The organism is Pseudomonas crudilactis (assembly GCF_013433315.1).
In the GTDB taxonomy this organism is placed as follows: domain Bacteria; phylum Pseudomonadota; class Gammaproteobacteria; order Pseudomonadales; family Pseudomonadaceae; genus Aquipseudomonas; species Aquipseudomonas crudilactis.
Map to the genome: position 1 here is coordinate 91913 of NZ_WXVV01000004.1, position 18088 is coordinate 110000.

15 protein-coding genes are annotated in these 18088 nt (G+C 60.2%); 6 read left to right on the forward strand and 9 right to left on the reverse strand.

Going from position 1 to position 18088, the window contains the following annotated elements; all coding sequences use genetic code 11:
- The 7 genes from GTU76_RS06155 to mreB form a co-directional block, all read right to left on the reverse strand.
- Window positions 1-861, reverse strand: a complete 861-nt coding sequence (locus GTU76_RS06155) for a carbon-nitrogen hydrolase family protein (RefSeq protein WP_016984167.1) — start codon at window positions 859-861, stop codon at window positions 1-3.
- 58 nt (window positions 862-919) lie between these two features.
- Window positions 920-4726: a YhdP family protein gene (locus tag GTU76_RS06160; protein WP_180698253.1), complete on the reverse strand. Its 3807-nt coding sequence runs from the start codon at window positions 4724-4726 to the stop codon at window positions 920-922.
- A gap of 75 nt (window positions 4727-4801) precedes the next feature.
- A complete protein-coding gene (rng, locus tag GTU76_RS06165; RefSeq protein WP_016984169.1) occupies window positions 4802-6259 on the reverse strand; it encodes a ribonuclease G in 1458 nt (485 codons plus the stop codon).
- Window positions 6260-6317: 58 nt separating this feature from the next.
- Window positions 6318-6914 carry a Maf family protein gene (locus tag GTU76_RS06170; protein ID WP_016984170.1) on the reverse strand — a complete coding sequence of 199 codons (597 nt, stop codon included), beginning with the start codon at window positions 6912-6914 and terminating at the stop codon, window positions 6318-6320.
- Window positions 6915-6951: 37 nt separating this feature from the next.
- The gene (gene mreD, locus GTU76_RS06175; protein ID WP_016984171.1) at window positions 6952-7443 is read right to left on the reverse strand and encodes a rod shape-determining protein MreD; all 492 of its coding nucleotides are present in this window, start codon (window positions 7441-7443) and stop codon (window positions 6952-6954) included.
- A complete protein-coding gene (mreC, locus tag GTU76_RS06180; RefSeq protein ID WP_080587461.1) occupies window positions 7443-8570 on the reverse strand; it encodes a rod shape-determining protein MreC in 1128 nt (375 codons plus the stop codon). Before mreC ends, mreD begins: the two co-directional genes overlap by 1 nt.
- Before the next feature lie 141 nt (window positions 8571-8711).
- Window positions 8712-9749: a rod shape-determining protein MreB gene (mreB, locus tag GTU76_RS06185; protein WP_002555108.1), complete on the reverse strand. Its 1038-nt coding sequence runs from the start codon at window positions 9747-9749 to the stop codon at window positions 8712-8714.
- Window positions 9750-9960: 211 nt separating this feature from the next.
- On the opposite strand from mreB, the gene gatC reads away from it, so the two are divergent.
- The 6 genes from gatC (at window position 9961) to GTU76_RS06215 (ending at window position 15175) form a co-directional block, all read left to right on the forward strand.
- Window positions 9961-10248 carry an Asp-tRNA(Asn)/Glu-tRNA(Gln) amidotransferase subunit GatC gene (gatC, locus tag GTU76_RS06190; RefSeq protein ID WP_007915356.1) on the forward strand — a complete coding sequence of 96 codons (288 nt, stop codon included), beginning with the start codon at window positions 9961-9963 and terminating at the stop codon, window positions 10246-10248.
- A 16-nt stretch (window positions 10249-10264) separates the two neighbouring features.
- Window positions 10265-11716 (forward strand): Asp-tRNA(Asn)/Glu-tRNA(Gln) amidotransferase subunit GatA, encoded by a 1452-nt coding sequence (gene gatA / locus GTU76_RS06195; RefSeq protein ID WP_016984173.1) that lies wholly within the window; start codon window positions 10265-10267, stop codon window positions 11714-11716.
- Between the two features lie 10 nt (window positions 11717-11726).
- Complete coding sequence (gatB, locus tag GTU76_RS06200; protein WP_008085412.1) at window positions 11727-13172, forward strand: Asp-tRNA(Asn)/Glu-tRNA(Gln) amidotransferase subunit GatB; 1446 nt, start codon at window positions 11727-11729, stop codon at window positions 13170-13172.
- A 149-nt stretch (window positions 13173-13321) separates the two neighbouring features.
- Window positions 13322-13693, forward strand: coding sequence for a septal ring lytic transglycosylase RlpA family protein (locus GTU76_RS06205; RefSeq protein WP_115986714.1), 372 nt, complete (start codon window positions 13322-13324; stop codon window positions 13691-13693).
- A gap of 46 nt (window positions 13694-13739) precedes the next feature.
- Window positions 13740-14801 (forward strand): calcium/sodium antiporter, encoded by a 1062-nt coding sequence (locus GTU76_RS06210; RefSeq protein WP_180698303.1) that lies wholly within the window; start codon window positions 13740-13742, stop codon window positions 14799-14801.
- Window positions 14798-15175 carry a carboxymuconolactone decarboxylase family protein gene (locus GTU76_RS06215; RefSeq protein ID WP_007915345.1) on the forward strand — a complete coding sequence of 126 codons (378 nt, stop codon included), beginning with the start codon at window positions 14798-14800 and terminating at the stop codon, window positions 15173-15175. Before GTU76_RS06210 ends, GTU76_RS06215 begins: the two co-directional genes overlap by 4 nt.
- 13 nt (window positions 15176-15188) lie before the next feature.
- Here the strand turns inward: GTU76_RS06215 and GTU76_RS06220 are convergent, their stop codons facing one another.
- Together GTU76_RS06220 and garD are read right to left on the reverse strand one after the other, a co-directional pair.
- A complete protein-coding gene (locus GTU76_RS06220) occupies window positions 15189-16130 on the reverse strand; it encodes an AEC family transporter (RefSeq protein ID WP_016984178.1) in 942 nt (313 codons plus the stop codon).
- A gap of 393 nt (window positions 16131-16523) precedes the next feature.
- Window positions 16524-18077, reverse strand: coding sequence for a galactarate dehydratase (garD, locus tag GTU76_RS06225; protein WP_180698254.1), 1554 nt, complete (start codon window positions 18075-18077; stop codon window positions 16524-16526).
- Window positions 18078-18088: the final 11 nt, after the last annotated feature.

Sequence of the window (18088 nt, forward strand, 5' to 3'; positions counted from 1 at the left end):
TTACGCCTTAAATTCGTGTTCTGAAGCAGGCCGCTGTGCGCCCTGCGAGAAAAACCGCCGATGACTGGTCACCGGCATTCGCGCCCTGATGGACGATTGTTCATTGCTGTCGCGTTCGGCCAACAACACCGCTTCGCCTTGATCCTGACTCGCCAGCACACGGCCCCACGGGTCGATAATCGCTGCATGACCGAAAGTTTCCCGCGGTCCCGGATGGGTCCCGCCTTGCGCGGCGGCCAGCACATAACACTGTGTCTCGATGGCCCGCGCGCGAATCAGCACATCCCAATGCGCCGCGCCGGTCACCGCAGTAAACGCCGACGGTGCGGTAATCAGTTCAGCACCGGCAGCACGTAATTCGCTGTACAGTTCCGGAAAGCGCAAGTCGTAACACACGCTCAGACCGACTTTGCCCACCGGCGTGTCGGCAACCACCACGCCACTGCCATAAGCATAGTCATCGGATTCGCGATAACGGCCGCGATTGTCCGCTACATCAACATCGAACAGATGCAACTTGTCATAGCGTGCAACGGTTTCGCCCTGATCATCGACCAGCAACGAGCAGGCATTGGCCTTGGCCGTCGGTTGATCCACCGGCGGCAACGGCAAGGTGCCAGCCACTATCCATAACTTGAGGTCGCGGGCGGTCTGTTTCAACCACGGCAGGATCGGTCCTTCGCCCAGAGCTTCGGCACGGCCGATGTCAGCAACGTCACGACGGCCCATGGCGGCGAAGTTTTCCGGCAGCACCGCCAGCTTCGCGCCGCTGGCAGCAGCCTGTTCGAGCAGGCGTCGGGCCTGAGCCAGATTGGCCAGCACGTCGCTCTGGCTGACCATTTGAATCACCGCTAAAGACATGGCGAACTCCGCAAGAGGTATGCGGCCATGCTACTCCATCGGTTCAGGGGCTGGCTGTTCAAAAAGGCTTGTCGAAGGTGATTTTCGGCTCTTTCCATGGGCCTTTGACGGTGTATTTCACACTGGCAAAGCGCGCCACCCGGTCGCCGATCAGCTTGTCGATCAGGAACAGTGCGCCGCCAACTGCCGGCGCGCCAACGATCAGCGCAGCGATCGGCAGGTTGTTGGTCACCGGCAAGGTCACCAGCAACTTGGCGTCAACCTTGTCGCCGACCAGATCCAGCGTTCCGTCGAGTTCAAGATTGCTCGAAGGGCCGGTCAGGCGGATCGGTTCGCGAGTCACGTAGACACCGTTGGTGGCGACCAGCAAACCTTTGACCCGGTCATAGCTCAAGCCTTTGCCAAACAGATCGGAGAAGTCCAGACGCAAACGGCGGCCGATGGAGTTGAAGTTGAGCAGACCGAACACTCGCAACGCCTGTGCGCCACCCTCCACCTCAACAAACTGGCCTTTGTTCAGCGACGCATCAAGGGTGCCGGAGAAGCGCTTGGTTGCCAGCCATGCCGGCGAGCCGGGCCAGCGGCCATCGACGTCCATGTGAAATTCTTCACTGGTCACGCTCGGAGCAAAGCCCCAGCCCTTGAGGACATCAGCGAGGTTCTTACCGCCAATGCGACCCTTATACCAACTGGTGGTCGCACCCGGGGGCCCTTCCCAGCCGCCGTTGCCCTGCAACAGGATGCCTTTGAGGCCCATGTCCAGGTTGTTCAGAGCGATGCCTTTGGCGGTCGGGCGCACCTTCAGCGACCAGCCGCCAACCAGATCCGGGCCGAGGAACAGTTGATTGATGGTGATATCCAGCGCTGGAATTTTCGTCGGATCGACCGAAACCAACGGATCCGGCGAATTCTCGTCAGCTTGAACCGTCGGGTCTGGCGCTGGCAGTTTCACGTACTGCAAATTCACCGCAATCGGCACGCCCTTGGCGTCCGGCAGGCTCGCCGAGCCTTTCGCCTGTTGACTGTCGAGGGACAGATTCCACGTACCCGGCTTGCGATTGACCTGCACCGATGCCTGATCCAGCGTAGTCCCGAATGCCGTGAGCTTGCCGACCTTGAAATCAGCACTGTTGAGCAATTGCTTGGCACTGCCGCCCGGATCCTGCCCGGCGTACTTGTTGACCAGGTCCTGCCACGGCGCGACATCCAGCTCCGAAAGCACCCCGCGAATCCGCAAGCCTTTGGCGCCCGGCAGCACCGCTTCGCCGGCTCCAAGGAACAACTCGCCACGGCCGTCGGCAAAATTGCTCGGCGGCGCGGCAAAGGTGAAATTGGCCAGTTGATCGTAATTGACCCAGTAACGCCGCTCCTGCCCCTGCAGGGTCATGCGAAACACCGTGTCGCGACCGACATCCGCCGCCATGCCGAACGGCGCCGGCAGATCCACCGCCACGCCTTTCATGTTGGAACTGACCAGCAACTGGCTGTCGACGCCGTCCAGATTCAATTGCAGTTGGTACGGAATCGTCCCTGACACTGGCAAAGGTTGCGTCACGCCCAGCCAGTCGGTGAGTTTCTTCACTTCGACCTGACCGGATGCGGCGACCCGAGTCTTGAGCTTACCGGGGCTGCCATCGGCGAAGATCTGCGCCGTGACCGGTTTGTCGAATGCGCGCGCTGCGATGTTCTGCCCACTGAGCCCTTTGGCACTGTCAAAGCGGAAATCGCCTTTGAGTTGAGTCAGCTCCAGCTTCGGCTCAGCCAACTTCAGGCGCGCATTGGCGGTTTTGAAGTCGACGAGAATTTTTGGCTGGTCGCCGCCCTTGTCCAGCGGGATATCGAGCTTGAGCTTGCCTTGCAGATCACCCGCCCCTTCCCAACCGGCAAAGGTCTCACCGGTGCCGATCGGTGCGTCCTGAAGAATTTTCAGGCCATCACCGAGGCCGCCGGCAAAGCCGCCATCAAGATACATGTGCGTGTGTTGCCCGGCCGGTACGTGGGGAATATTGACGAAGACATCGCTGACTTGAGTGTCGAGCAACTGGCCCTTGTCGGCCCAGATCCGCACACCACTGTCTTCGATAAACACATCGCCGCTGACCTTGCTCACGTGCGGCCAGCCCGGCTGGAACGCCAGTTCGGCATCGTGCACTTTGAAGAACAGGCTGATGCTGCGGTCGGCCTCACCGGCATTCTTGCTCAGCGAACCCTGATACTGGAAGAAACCCTGATCGACTGCGCCTTTGAGGATGGCCGTACGCAGCCACTCGTCGAGCGCCGGACTCAAGACTTCGGGCAGGTATTTGGCGGTGTAGCGACCATCGCCCTCGACCAGACCGACCCGCAGGTCCATGTAATCTTCCTGGCTATGGTCGAAATGCAGACGAATCAGGAAGTCGCCGGCAATCTTGCCCTCTTCGCCGAGGACCTTCAGGTACGGAGCGATCAGGGTGAAGCCGTCTTTATCGAGTTTCCAGGTCAGGCGTGCGTTGGCCTGAATGTACTGCCATGGCTTGGCGAAAATCGGGTCGAGGTGCAGGACGAAATCCTTGCTGTCCATGCGCAACTCGCCACCGTCGAGGTTGCCGCTCAGGCTGCCGCTGACGTTCCGAGCCGCGGGCGCGCCGTGGTAGGCATCGAAACCGACGTTATCCAGATTGGTGGCGAAACTGAATTTGTTGCCGTCGGTGGCATTGGGGCGAAAATCCAGCAGCACGTTACGCAGGCCACCGGTGACTTTCAGATGATCAACAGCCGTGGCGAAACCTTGCGGTAACGGCCCCAAGGCATTGAGCAGTGGAGTGATCGGGGTCAGATCGAGACGATCCGCCTGCAAGTGCCAGAGCTCTTCGACCTTGTCGGTCGCGCGCGTCTGCTTCAGCTGTACGTGCGACTCCCAGCGGTTTTCGCCGAAATTCATCGCCAGTGAATCGAGGGTAACAGTCGCGCCCTCATCACTGTTCTCGTAGTAGGCGTTAAGCGCCAGATTATTGATCTGGATCGGCTTGCGATCGGCATAGGCGCCGGTCAGTTGCGGAGCATTCAAGCGTAACGCGGCACTCTGCAGCGTGCCCTTGGCCCAATTGACCCAGAGTTCGCCGCCAGCCCTGATCTCGGAAAAACTCCATTGTCGGGTAAGACGCTCCGGCAGCCACTTCGACCAGTCGCTTTGCGGCAGGCTGGCGTAACCGTCCACCACACTGTCCTGCCATTGCTCGGGGCGAATCCGCGTGCGCAGGCTCAGTGCAACAGGCTGGCCATCCGGCAAGGTCAAACGCGCGTCGAGCCTCTGACGGCTGGCGCCGGTTTTCAGATTGAGGCCAACATAGGTGAGGGTCAGCGGCGTGTGATCCAGCGGTTGCAAGGTTACCTGGCTGTCGAGCACCGACAGTTGCTGAATCATCTGCGAGCGATTGAACAATTGCTGCGGATCGAGCGGCTGATCGTTCTGCACCGGCAGCCCTTCCAGCGCCCAACTGCCGTCCTCGGCTTCCTTGAGGCTGATTTTCAGGCCGTTGAGTTCCAGGTGGGCAATGCGCACTTCGCGCGCCAACAGACTGGCCCACAGATCCGGCACGACGCGCACCTGATCGAGACGCAAAGCATTGGCGCCGCTGCCGACCATTACGTCATGCGCCAACAGGATCGGGGCAAAACCGCTCCAGTTGCCTTCCAGCTCACCGATCTGCAAGGGCATGCCGAGGGCGGCACTGGCCTTGTCTTCGATGTCGGCACGGTATTCAGCCACCAGTGGCGTCAGTTCGCGGCCGAGACTGACGTACAACGCCATCAACACCAGAACCAACGCGCACAGGCCCAGCCCCCAACGGGTGAGTGCGGCCAGAATGCGTGTCAGACGCTCCATGTCAGTTGGCTCCCATGGCAAAAATACTGCGAAAAGCTGAGGCCAGCCGCGTTGGAATAAAGGTGACGCAGGGGATCAGAGCAACACCACGTCATATTGTTCCTGGGAATACATGGTTTCCACCTGGAAGCGTATGGTGCGACCGATAAACCCTTCAAGCTCGGCAACGTTACCGGATTCTTCGTCGAGCAGGCGGTCCACCACTTTCTGGTTGGCCAGCACCCGATAACCCTCGGCCTGATAGGCGCGGGCTTCACGCAAGATCTCGCGGAAGATCTCGTAACAGATGGTTTCCGGGGTTTTCAATTTGCCGCGCCCCTGACAGCTGCTGCACGGTTCGCACAGCACTTGTTCGAGGCTTTCGCGGGTGCGCTTGCGGGTCATCTGCACCAGGCCCAACTCGGTGATGCCGATGATGTTGGTCTTGGCGTGATCGCGCTCCAGCTGTTTTTCCAACGTGCGCAGCACCTGGCGCTGGTGCTCTTCATCTTCCATGTCGATGAAGTCGATGATGATGATCCCGCCCAGATTGCGCAGGCGCATTTGCCGGGCAATCGCGGTGGCCGCTTCGAGATTGGTCTTGAAGATGGTTTCTTCGAGGTTGCGATGGCCGACGAAAGCGCCGGTGTTCACATCGATGGTGGTCATGGCTTCCGCCGGATCCACCACCAGATAACCACCGGATTTCAGCGGCACCTTGCGTTCGAGGGCTTTCTGGATTTCGTCTTCGACGCCGTACAGGTCGAAAATCGGTCGTTCACCTGGGTAGTGTTCCAGACGATCGGCGATTTCCGGCATCAGTTCGGCGACGAATTGCGTGGTTTTCTGGAAGGTTTCCCGCGAGTCGATACGGATCTTCTCGATTTTCGGATTGACCAGGTCACGCAGCGTACGCAACGCCAGACCGAGGTCTTCGTAAATCACGCTCGGCGCGCCGATGGTTTTGATCTGCTCGTTGATCTGATCCCACAGGCGTCGCAGGTAACGGATGTCCATGAGGATTTCATCGGCGCCAGCACCTTCGGCGGCGGTGCGCAGAATGAAACCGCCCGCTTCTTTGATCCCTTCCTTGGCCACGCAATCGCTGACCACCTGCTTGAGGCGTTCGCGCTCGGCTTCGTCTTCGATTTTAAGGGAAATGCCGACGTGGGCAGTACGCGGCATGTACACCAGATAGCGCGACGGAATCGACAGTTGCGTGGTCAACCGCGCGCCTTTGGAACCGATCGGATCCTTGGTGACTTGCACCACCAGGCTTTGGCCTTCGTGCACCAGCGCACTGATGCTTTCCACCGCCGGGCCTTCGCGCAGGGAGATTTCGGCGGCATGAATGAATGCCGCACGATCCAGGCCGATGTCGACGAAGGCCGCCTGCATTCCCGGCAGCACCCGCACGATCTTGCCTTTATAGATGTTGCCGACAATCCCGCGCTTCTGTGTGCGCTCAACATGGACTTCTTGCAGCACACCGTTTTCGACCACCGCCACGCGCGACTCCATCGGCGTGATGTTGATCAGAATCTCTTCACTCATGGCAGGATCTCGTTCAGGCATGTTCACGATAATGGCCGCATCTGGTTTCGTACGACGCTTATTGCGCGTTCAGGTTTTGCCAACAGGGTATGCCGAAATGGCCCAACAGTTCTGCGGTTTCGCAAACAGGCAGCCCGACGACTGCCGAGTAACTGCCATTGAGCCCGGCGACAAACACCGCACCGAGCCCCTGAATGCCATAGCCGCCGGCCTTGTCATGCGGTTCACCGCTAGCCCAATAGGCGGCAGCTTCATCCCCGCTGATCGGCCGGAACCGCACCAGACTGCGCACCACCCGCGATTCGCAACGATCGCCTTCGAGCACGGCGATGGCGGTCAGCACTTCATGCTCCTTGCCGGACAACATCATCAGCATGGCGCATGCATCGGCTTCGTCCACCGGTTTGCCAAGAATTTTGCCGTCCAGCACCACGGCGGTGTCGGCACCCAGCACACAGAAAGGCTGAGCAGACACGACGCTACGGCGCCCGGCCTCGGCCTTGCCGCGCGCCAGACGCTCGACATAGGCCGACGGCGATTCTTCGGGTAATGGGGTTTCGTCGATATCCGCACTGATGGCGGAGAACGGAACGCCGATCTGCGTGAGCAATTCACGGCGACGCGGCGATCCGGAGGCGAGGTAAAGCGGCTTCATCAAAACATCTCCCTGTTCAGTGCCCTGCTTCACCGGCTCAATTGATTTTGTAGCGGCGGCGCAATCCACGCAGGGCGAAGCTGACCCAAGGCCAGAGCAATGCGCTGACCAGCGCCGGCAGTACCAGCGCCAGGGTCGGCTGACGGTTACCGGTCAAGGCACTGAGCCACAATTGCACCAGTTGCGCGAGGCCAAAAATCACCAGGATCACCAGGCACTGCTGCCACATCGGGAACATCCGCAGGCGTTGCTGCAACGACAGCACCAGGAACGTAATCAGCGAGAGGATGAGCGCGTTTTGCCCAAACAGATCGCCTTGCAATACGTCTTCGGCCAATCCCAGACAGAACGCAGTGACCATGCCGACCGTCTGCGGCATGTACAGCGCCCAGAACGTCAGTAGCAAGGCCAGCCACAGCGGGCGGAGGATTTCCATGAAGATCGGCAACGGCGACACGCTGAGCAACAGGCCGATCAAAAATGTCAGCCAGACCATCCAGCCATTTCGAGAAGCTTTCACACCAACCATTATTCTCGCCCCCTGGTGGTGACTGGCGCCGTGACCGGCGGTTTGGCGGGTGGTTTGCCGGTGGCTGGCGAAGAGGCCGGTGGCTTCGTCGCGGCCGGCACAGTCGCTGGCGGTTTGCTTGCACCCGGTTTGACCGCCGTCGCGGCGGGCGCTGTGGTGGCCGGTGCCTGTTCGGGAGTCGCAGGGGCGGCAGGCACCGGCATGACCAGAGGTTTCGAAACGTTGGCCGGCATCATCGGACCGCCGCCATGCGCATCCAGAATTTCCTGAGCCTGCGCAGCGTCGTTGGCGCGCTCCTCAGCCGTGCGCGAGTCACTGAACACCAGCAGCAAGTAGCGACTGCGGTTCAGCGCAGCGGTCGGTACCGCGCGAACGATCGCAAATGGCTGGCCGGAGTCGTGGATCACTTCCTTGACCGTCGCCACCGGATAACCCGCCGGAAAACGCTGTCCGAGACCGGAACTGACCAGCAGATCGCCTTCCTTGATATCCGCCGTGTCGGCGACATGCCGCAATTCCAGGCGCTCCGGGTTGCCGGTGCCGCTGGCAATCGCCCGCAGTCCGTTACGGTTCACCTGCACAGGAATGCTGTGGGTGGTGTCGGTCAACAGCAATACACGGGAGGTGTACGGCATCAACTCGACCACTTGCCCCATCAGACCGCGAGCATCGAGTACCGGCTGACCGAGCACCACGCCGTCGCGCTCACCTTTATTGATGATGATTCGATGGGTAAAGGGATTGGGATCCATGCCGATCAGCTCGGCCACTTCGACCTTCTCATTGACCAGCGCGGAAGAGTTGAGCAACTCGCGCAATCGAACATTCTGCTCCGTCAGGGCTGCCAATTTCTGCATACGCCCTTGATAAAGCAGGTTTTCGGTCTTGAGCTTTTCGTTTTCGGCGATGAGCTCGGTGCGGCTGCCGAACTGGCTGGCAATCCCTTCCCACAGCCGTCCGGGCAGGTCAGTGATCCAGTAGGCATCCATCAGCACCAGCGACGCTTGTTTGCGCGCAGGCTTGAGCAGATCAAAGCGGGCATCGACCACCATCAGCGCGACCGATAGCACGGCCAGCACCAACAGGCGCACACCCAACGAAGGGCCTTTGGCGAAAAGCGGTTTAATAAGCCGCTCCTCCCAGGCAAATGTTCTGTTTATTCATACGGCATCAAACCGGCCTGGATGAAGACTGACAGAAGATAAACGCCAACAGGCAGCACTGCAAAGTGCTGCCTGCGCGCTCACCCACGTATTGCACTCGGCGACTTATTCGCTCGAGAGCAGGTCCATGGTGTGCTTATCCATCATTTCCAATGCACGGCCACCGCCGCGAGCAACACAGGTCAGCGGGTCTTCGGCAACGATCACTGGCAGACCGGTTTCCTGGGCCAGCAACTTGTCGAGGTCACGCAGCAATGCGCCACCACCGGTCAGCACCAGGCCACGCTCGGCGATGTCGGAAGCCAGTTCCGGCGGCGATTGCTCCAGGGCGCTTTTCACAGCCTGAACGATGGTTGCCAGGGACTCTTGCAGAGCTTCCAGCACTTCGTTGGAGTTCAGGGTGAATGCGCGTGGAACGCCTTCGGCCAGGTTGCGACCGCGAACGTCGACTTCGCGAACTTCGCCGCCCGGGTAGGCCGTGCCGATTTCCTGCTTGATGCGCTCAGCGGTGGATTCACCGATCAGGCTGCCGTAGTTACGGCGTACGTAGGTGATGATCGCTTCGTCGAAACGGTCGCCGCCCACGCGGACGGATTCGGCATAGACCACACCGTTCAAGGAGATCAGCGCGATTTCGGTAGTACCACCACCGATATCCACGACCATCGAGCCGCGCGCTTCTTCTACCGGCAGGCCGGCACCGATCGCAGCAGCCATTGGCTCTTCGATCAGGAACACTTCACGGGCACCGGCACCGAGGGCCGATTCACGGATGGCACGACGCTCAACCTGGGTGGATTTGCATGGAACGCAGATCAGCACACGAGGGCTAGGCTGCAGAAAGCTGTTTTCGTGAACCTTGTTAATAAAGTATTGCAGCATCTTTTCGCAGACGCTGAAGTCGGCGATCACGCCGTCCTTCATCGGACGAATGGCAGCAATGTTGCCCGGCGTACGGCCGAGCATGCGCTTGGCCTCGGTGCCGACAGCAACGACACTTTTCTGGTTACCGTGTGTCCGAATGGCCACAACCGATGGCTCATTCAGGACGATACCGCGCTCGCGCACGTAAATAAGGGTGTTGGCAGTGCCCAGGTCAATGGAAAGATCGCTGGAAAACATGCCACGCAGTTTCTTGAACATGGGAAAGGGACCCTAGGCAACGCGTGGGTAAAAAAGTGCGGCAAACTCTAACAACGACAGGGATTTTGGGCAAGGCGCCAATATGTTAAATTGGCCGCTTTTCTGTGCACCAAGCCCCACAATCGCGGCCTTATGACCGTAGAAGTGCGGTAGTGTTCCGACAATCTAACACACGGACGCCGTCCGTTCTGTTTTCCACAGGAGAATCCCGATGGCGCTAGAACGCTCCGACGTGGAAAAAATCGCTCATCTGGCCTGCCTTGGCCTCAATGATGCCGATCTTCCACACATTACTTCCGCTCTCAACAGCATTCTCGGTCTGGTCGACGAAATGCAGGCTGTTAATACCGACGGAATCGAGCCTCTGGCCCACCCGCTGGAAGCCAGTCAGCGCCTGCGCGCCGACGTCGTGACCGAGAGCAATCACCGCGAGGCCTACCAGTCCATCGCACCAGCGGTCGAAAACGGCCTGTATCTGGTTCCGAAAGTCATCGACTAAAGGGAAAGAGCCTGCAATGCATCAAATGACTCTGGCCGAGATCGCCCGCGGTCTCGCCGATAAAAAGTTTTCCTCCGAAGAGCTGACCAAAGTCCTGCTGGCGCGTATCACCCAGCTCGATCCGCAGCTCAACAGTTTCATCAGCCTCACCGAAGCGCTGGCCCTCGAGCAGGCGAAAGCCGCCGATGCCCGCCGCGCCAACGGTGAGAGCGGCGCCCTGCTCGGTGCGCCGATCGCTCACAAGGACCTGTTCTGCACCCAGGGCATTCGCACCAGCTGCGGCTCGAAGATGCTCGACAACTTCAAGGCCCCGTACGACGCCACCGTGGTCGCGAAACTGGCGGCTGCCGGTGCCGTGACTCTGGGCAAGACCAACATGGACGAATTCGCCATGGGTTCGGCCAACGAGTCGAGCTGGTACGGCGCGGTGAAAAACCCGTGGAACCTGGAACACGTACCAGGCGGTTCGTCCGGTGGTTCGGCGGCGGCAGTGGCCGCTCGTCTGTTGCCAGCGGCGACGGCCACCGACACTGGCGGTTCGATTCGTCAGCCGGCGGCATTCACCAACCTCACCGGCCTGAAACCGACCTACGGTCGCGTTTCGCGCTGGGGCATGATCGCTTACGCCTCCAGCCTCGATCAGGGCGGCCCGTTGGCGCGCACGGCCGAAGACTGCGCCATTTTGTTGCAAGGTATGGCTGGCTTCGATCAGAACGACTCCACCAGCATCGATGAGCCGGTGCCGGATTACTCGGCAAGCCTGGGCGATTCGCTGCAAGGCCTGCGCATCGGCGTGCCGAAGGAATACTTCAGTGCCGGTCTCGACCCGCGTATCGCCGAGCTGATCCAGAACAGCATCAAAGAGCTGCAGAAGCTCGGTGCCGTGATCAAGGAAATCAGCCTGCCGAACATGCAGCACGCGATCCCTGCGTACTACGTGATCGCGCCGGCAGAAGCCTCCTCGAACCTGTCGCGTTTCGACGGCGTGCGTTTCGGCCACCGTTGCGAGCACCCGAAAGATCTGATCGACCTGTACAAGCGCTCCCGTGGCGAAGGCTTCGGTGCGGAAGTGCAGCGCCGGATCATGGTCGGTGCCTACGCGCTGTCCGCCGGTTACTACGACGCCTATTACCTGAAAGCGCAGAAGATCCGTCGTCTGGTGAAGAACGATTTCATGGCGGCCTTTAATGAAGTCGACATCATCCTCGGCCCAACCACGCCGAACCCGGCCTGGAAGCTTGGCGCGAAGAACAGCGACCCGGTCGCTGCCTATCTGGAAGACGTCTACACCATCACCGCCAACCTCGCGGGCCTGCCGGGCCTGTCGATGCCGGCCGGTTTTGTCGACGGCTTGCCGGTGGGCGTGCAGTTGCTCGCGCCGTACTTCCAGGAAGGTCGCCTGTTGAACGTTGCCCACCAGTATCAGCTCAACACTGACTGGCACACCCGCACCCCAACCGGCTTCTGAGGAGACACACATGCAATGGGAAGTCGTGATCGGGCTGGAGATTCACACTCAGCTCACTACCCGGTCGAAAATCTTTTCCGGTAGTTCCACCACGTTCGGTTCCGAGCCGAACACCCAGGCCAGCCTGATCGACCTGGGCATGCCTGGCGTATTGCCGGTGCTGAACCAGGAAGCCGTGCGCATGGCGGTGATGTTCGGTCTGGCGATTGACGCCGAGATCGGTCAGCACAACGTGTTCGCCCGTAAAAACTACTTCTACCCGGATCTGCCGAAGGGCTACCAGATCAGCCAGATGGAATTGCCGATCGTCGGTAAGGGCCACCTGGACATCGCGCTGGAAGACGGCACCGTCAAACGTGTCGGCATTACCCGCGCGCATCTGGAAGAAGACGCCGGCAAGAGCCTGCACGAAGAATTCAACGGTGCCACCGGCATCGACCTGAACCGTGCCGGCACGCCGCTGCTGGAAATCGTCTCCGAGCCGGACATGCGCAGCGCCAAGGAAGCCGTGGCTTACGTCAAGGCGATCCACGCACTGGTGCGTTACCTGGGCATCTGCGACGGCAACATGGCCGAAGGTTCGCTGCGTTGCGACTGCAACGTGTCGATCCGTCCGAAAGGCCAGGTTGAGTTCGGCACCCGCTGCGAGATCAAGAACGTCAACTCGTTCCGCTTCATCGAGAAGGCGATCAACTCCGAAATCCAGCGTCAGATCGAGCTGATCGAAGACGGCGGCAAAGTGATCCAGCAGACCCGTCTGTACGATCCGAACAAAGACGAAACCCGTCCGATGCGTTCGAAAGAGGAAGCCAACGACTACCGTTACTTCCCCGATCCGGACCTGCTGCCGGTGGTTATCGAAGAATCGTTCCTCGGTGAAGTGCGTGCCACCCTGCCGGAACTGCCTCCGCAGAAACGCGAGCGCTTCCAGGAGCAATTCGGTCTGTCGGTCTATGACGCTAGCGTGCTGGCCACCAGCCGCGAGCAAGCCGACTACTTCGAGAAAGTCGCGAGCATCGGCGGCGACGCCAAACTGGCGGCGAACTGGGTAATGGTCGAGTTGGGCAGCCTGCTCAACAAGCAAGGCCTGGACATCGACGAGTCGCCGGTTTCCGCTGAACTGCTGGGCGGCATGCTGCTGCGCATCAAGGACAACACCATCTCCGGCAAGATTGCCAAGGTTGTGTTCGAGGCAATGGCCAACGGTGAAGGCAGCGCAGACGAGATCATCGAAAAACGCGGCCTCAAGCAGGTTACCGACAGCGGCGCGATCTCGGCCGTGCTCGACGAAATGCTCGCGGCCAACGCCGAGCAAGTTGAACAGTACCGTGCGGCTGATGAAGCCAAACGCGGCAAGATGTTCGGCTTCTTTGTGGGTCAGGCGATGAAAGCGTCGAAAGGCAAGGCCAACCCGCAGCAAGTGAACGAACTGCTGAAAAGCAAGCTCGAAGGCTGACCGCAATTGAGCCAGATCCCAAGCCTGGCTCTATTCCCTGTGGGAGCGAGCTTGCTCGCGAAGGCGTCATGACATTCAACATGAATGCTGAATGTAACGGCCTCTTCGCGAGCAAGCTCGCTCCCACATTGTTATCTGGGAGCTTTCGAATGAAACGTCTGCTCGGCGCCTGCGCCCTGCTCTCTTTACTGGCCGGTTGCGCCAGCACCGACACCATCGACCCGCACGGTTACGACCAGACCGGCGTCGCTTCCTATTACGGTGCCAAGCACCACGGTAAACGCACCGCCAGTGGCGAAGCGTTCAACCAGAATTCCCTGACCGCCGCCCACCGCCAGCTACCCTTTGGCACACGGGTGAAGGTCACCAATCTGAAAAACGATGAATCCGTCGTGGTCCGCATCAACGACCGTGGCCCGCACACCCGTGGGCGCCTGATCGACGTGTCCCGCGAGGCCGCCGAACAGCTCGGCATGCTGCGCAGCGGCACCGCACGGGTTCGCGTGCAAGCCCTCGACTGATGGAGCTCTGACCATTTTCGGACTAGCCGATTTGCCGCTGATCAGCGTGATCGAACTGCTCGCCGGCCTGTGCCTGCTGATCTTCGGCGCCGAACTGATGGTGCGTGCGGCAGTGCGTCTGGCGGCGCGCCTGCATGTGCGGCCACTGATCATCGGTCTGACCATCGTCGCCCTCGGCAGCAGTGCGCCGCAAATGGCCGTCAGCGTGCAAGCTGCTTTGGCGCACAATCCCGATATCGCGGTCGGCAGCGTGGTTGGCAGCAGCATCTTTAACATCCTCGTCACCCTTGGCCTGTCGGCACTGATCATTCCGCTGCGCGTCTCGCGACAACTGGTGCGCCTCGACATTCCGTTGATGATCGGCGCCAGTCTGCTGGTGTTCGTCCTGGCCTGGAATGAAGAAATCGGTCGCTTCGACGGCATGCTGCTGCTCGGTGCATTGGCGCTGTATCTCGGCTTGCTGCTGCGCCAATCGCAACATTCGACGCGGCCGCACTCCGAACAACCTGAAGCGACACAGGCCTCGTGGTTCAGCAGCCTGCTGATGATCATTGCCGGTCTGGCGATGTTGGTATTCGCCGGGCATCTGCTGCTCGGCGCTGCCGTCGTGGTGGCCACCGATCTTGGTTTCTCCGAGCGGGTAATCGGCCTGACCGTGGTCGCCGTCGGCACTTCGCTGCCGGAACTGGCAACCTCGCTGATCGCCGCATTGCGCGGGCAACGCGACATCGCCGTGGGCAACGTGATCGGCGCCAACCTGTTCAATCTGCTCGGGGTGCTCGGCCTGACCGCACTGATTGCGCCGACACCGCTGTCGGTATCGCCGAATGCGCTGGATTTCGACCTGCCGGTGATGCTCGGCGTCGCCGCGCTGTGCCTGCCGGTGTTCTATTCCGGCTATCGGGTAACGCGCGCCGAAGGTTTGTTGCTGCTCGGTTTGTATCTGGTTTACGGGCTGCACGTGGTGTCGTTCACCACCGGCATGCCGCTGGCCGGCAAGCTGGAGCGGCTGATGCTGTTTTATGTCTTGCCGACGCTGTTGACGTTTTTGCTGTTCACGTCGATCCGCGCCTGGCGCCGCCAACACCACAAGAGTGAAAAACCATGACCGAATCGAAGAAGTCCGGGGTTGAAGTCCGCCGCCAGGTAATGGGCGATGCGTTTGTTGATCGCGCGCTGGGCAACGCCACCGAGTTCACCCAGCCGCTGCAGGATTTCGTCAATGAGCATGCCTGGGGTGGCGTGTGGAACCGCGAGGGTCTGCCGCTGAAAACCCGCAGCCTGATCACCCTCGCCGCGCTGACGGCACTGAAGTGCCCGCAGGAGTTGAAAGGCCACGTGCGCGGCGCACTGAACAATGGCTGCACGGTGGACGAGATTCGCGAAGCGCTACTGCATTGCGCGGTGTATGCCGGCGTACCGGCAGCGATTGATGCGTTTCGGGCGGCGCAGGAAGTGATCGACAGTTACGAGAAAAGCTAAAAGATCGCAGCCTTTATATCCACCCACCCCACTGCAAAACGAAAATCCCGACGTTGGTGGTGATCGCCGCCATCAACGTCGTCATCACGATAATCGCCGCCGCCAATTCATGATTGCCCTGCGCCGCGCGGGCCATGACAAAACTCGCCGCCGCCGTCGGGCTGCCGAAGTACAGAAACAGAATCCCCAGTTCCGCCCCGCGAAATCCCCACAGCCACGCGCCGAGCGTCGCCAGCACCGGCAGGCCGACCATCTTCACCAGGCTCGAACTCAGCGCCATATTGCCGCTCTTGCGCAACGCCGCCAGTGACAGCGTGCCGCCAATGCAGATCAACGCCAGTGGCAACGTGGTCTGCGCCAGATACTGACCTGACGTCTCCAGCCAGCCCGGCAAACCGATCTTGAAATAGGCAAACGGCGCCGCCGCGATGACACTGATGATCAGCGGATTGCTGAACACGCTTTTGCAGATGCTCCACGGATCGGACTTGATCACCGGGCTGTACACCGCCAAAACGATGGTCGACAGCGTGTTGTAAAACAGGATCACCAGCGCCGCGAGAATTGCGCCGAGGGAAATGCCGTAATCGCCGTACATGCTTGCCGCCAGCGCGAGACCGATGACGCCGTTATTGCCGCGAAACGCGCCTTGGGTATAAATGCCGCGATCTTCACGCGGACATTTGAAAATCGCCCAGCCCCAGGCCAGGGCAAAACTCACCAGCGTGGCGAGGGAGAAGTAGATCAGCAGGGACGGTTGCAATGCTGCGTGCAGGTCGGCATGCAGAATGCCGAGAAACAGCAGCGCCGGCATGGTCACGTTGAACACCAGCGAGGAGGCGGTGTGGATGAAATTGTCGTTGATCCAGTCGATGCGCTTGAGCAGCACACCGAGAAACAGCATGGCAAACACCGGCGCGGTGATGTTCAGGGTTTCGAGGAAAATTGCCAGCATGCCGGGGAGCCTTGGGTGAGCGTCGTTAGTGGCCAATGATAAAGCAAAAGCCCCTCACCCTAGCCCTCTCCCGGAGGGAGAGGGGACCGATCGGGGGATATTGCATAAATCCATCGACCTGAAATGACTTCGTTGAATCCATAATCAACTCGGTATTTCAAGTCGATGTATAGCGCCAGACAACTCGATCAGCCCCTCACCCTAGCTCTCTCCCCGAGGGAGAGGGGACCGATCGGGGGATATTCTAAAAATCCACCGACCTGAAATGACATCGCTGAATCCATAATCGACCCGATTTTTCAGGTCGATGTGCAGCGCAAGACAACTCGGTCGGCCCCCTCTCCCTCCGGGAGAGGGCTGGGGTGAGGGGTAGCTTTTGCCCCCCCCAAACCATCAGGTAATCGGCGCCGGATTGAACAACGTAATGTCGTTATGCAACTTGTGCTTCTCCGCCCACGTCTGCTGCTTGCCGCTCGCAACATCCAGATAGTAGTGAAACAACTCCCAACCCAATTCCTCAATGGTCGCGCGCCCGGTAGCAATCCGCCCGGCATCGATATCGATCAGATCCGGCCAACGCTGCGCCAACTCCGTCCGCGTCGATACCTTCACCACCGGCGCCATCGCCAACCCATACGGCGTGCCACGCCCGGTGGTGAACACATGCAGGTTCATCCCCGCCGCCAACTGCAACGTGCCGCAGACAAAATCACTGGCCGGCGTCGCACAGAAAATCAGCCCCTTCTGCTTGAACCGCTCGCCCGGGCCGAGTACGCCATTAATAGCACTGCTACCGGATTTGACGATCGAACCCAGCGACTTCTCGACAATGTTCGACAGTCCGCCCTTCTTGTTGCCCGGCGTGGTGTTGGCGCTGCGATCCGCTTCACCCTTGGCCAGATAACGGTCGTACCAGTCCATCTCACGCACCAATTCCTCGGCAACGGTTTTGCTTTCGGCGCGTGAAGTCAGCAGGTAAATCGCATCGCGCACTTCGGTGACTTCGGAAAACATCACCGTCGCCCCGGCGCGCAGCAGCAAGTCCGAGGCATAGCCCAGCGCCGGGTTGGCGGTGATCCCGGAAAACGCATCGCTGCCACCGCACTGCATGCCCAGGATCAGCTCGGACGCCGGCACGGTTTCGCGACGGCGCAGGTCGAGTTTCTTCAGGCGCACTTCAGCCAAGTTCATGATCTGTTCGATCATCTCGGTAAAACCGTGACTGGAATCCTGCAAGCGATACAGCCACGGATCGCTGAGATCCACCGACGCATCGTCCTCGTGCATCACCTGCCCGGCCTGCAATTTCTCGCAGCCGAGACTGATCACCAACGCTTCGCCACCGAGATTCGGGTTGCGCGCCAGATTGCGCACGGTGCGAATCGGGATGTAAGCATCAGTGGCGGTGATCGCCACGCCGCAGCCGTAACTGTGGGTCAGTGCCACCACGTCATCGACGTGCGGATACTTCGGCAGCAGTTCTTCCTTGATTCGTTTCACCGCGTGATCGAGCACGCCGGTGACGCACTGCACCGTGGTGGTAATGCCGAGAATATTGCGCGTGCCGACGGTGCCGTCAGCGTTGCGGTAACCCTCGAAGGTGAAGCCTTCCAGCGGTGCCTGTGCGTCCGGCACCTCGGTGGACAGCGGCAAGCTGTCCAGCGGCGGCGCGGTCGGCATGCGCAGTTGATCTTCCTTGACCCAACTGCCACGGCGAATCGGCTGCAACGCGTAGCCAATCACCTGACCGTAGCGAATCACCTGGCCGCCCTCGGGAATGTCTTCGAGGGTGACCTTGTGGCTCTGCGGCACAAATTCCAGCGTCACCAGGCCATCGGCAAACTCAGTGCCGGCCGGTGCGCCCTGGTCGTTGACCACGACCACCACATTGTCCCGCTCGTGCAGGCGGATGTGGCGCGGCGAGTCGGAATGTTCAATCAACTGCATGACGCCGCTCC

What these genes read in the sequence shown, in the direction of transcription:
- gatC (WP_007915356.1), top strand. Translation starts at nt 9,961, where the DNA reads ATGGCGCTAGAACGCTCCGACGTGGAAAAAATCGCTCATCTGGCCTGC.
- mreD (WP_016984171.1), bottom strand. Translation starts at nt 7,443, where the DNA reads ATGGTTGGTGTGAAAGCTTCTCGAAATGGCTGGATGGTCTGGCTGACA.
- mreB (WP_002555108.1), bottom strand. Translation starts at nt 9,749, where the DNA reads ATGTTCAAGAAACTGCGTGGCATGTTTTCCAGCGATCTTTCCATTGAC.
- rng (WP_016984169.1), bottom strand. Translation starts at nt 6,259, where the DNA reads ATGAGTGAAGAGATTCTGATCAACATCACGCCGATGGAGTCGCGCGTG.
- gatA (WP_016984173.1), top strand. Translation starts at nt 10,265, where the DNA reads ATGCATCAAATGACTCTGGCCGAGATCGCCCGCGGTCTCGCCGATAAA.
- GTU76_RS06160 (WP_180698253.1), bottom strand. Translation starts at nt 4,726, where the DNA reads ATGGAGCGTCTGACACGCATTCTGGCCGCACTCACCCGTTGGGGGCTG.
- garD (WP_180698254.1), bottom strand. Translation starts at nt 18,077, where the DNA reads ATGCAGTTGATTGAACATTCCGACTCGCCGCGCCACATCCGCCTGCAC.
- GTU76_RS06155 (WP_016984167.1), bottom strand. Translation starts at nt 861, where the DNA reads ATGTCTTTAGCGGTGATTCAAATGGTCAGCCAGAGCGACGTGCTGGCC.
- GTU76_RS06170 (WP_016984170.1), bottom strand. Translation starts at nt 6,914, where the DNA reads ATGAAGCCGCTTTACCTCGCCTCCGGATCGCCGCGTCGCCGTGAATTG.
- GTU76_RS06220 (WP_016984178.1), bottom strand. Translation starts at nt 16,130, where the DNA reads ATGCTGGCAATTTTCCTCGAAACCCTGAACATCACCGCGCCGGTGTTT.
- GTU76_RS06215 (WP_007915345.1), top strand. Translation starts at nt 14,798, where the DNA reads ATGACCGAATCGAAGAAGTCCGGGGTTGAAGTCCGCCGCCAGGTAATG.
- gatB (WP_008085412.1), top strand. Translation starts at nt 11,727, where the DNA reads ATGCAATGGGAAGTCGTGATCGGGCTGGAGATTCACACTCAGCTCACT.
- GTU76_RS06205 (WP_115986714.1), top strand. Translation starts at nt 13,322, where the DNA reads ATGAAACGTCTGCTCGGCGCCTGCGCCCTGCTCTCTTTACTGGCCGGT.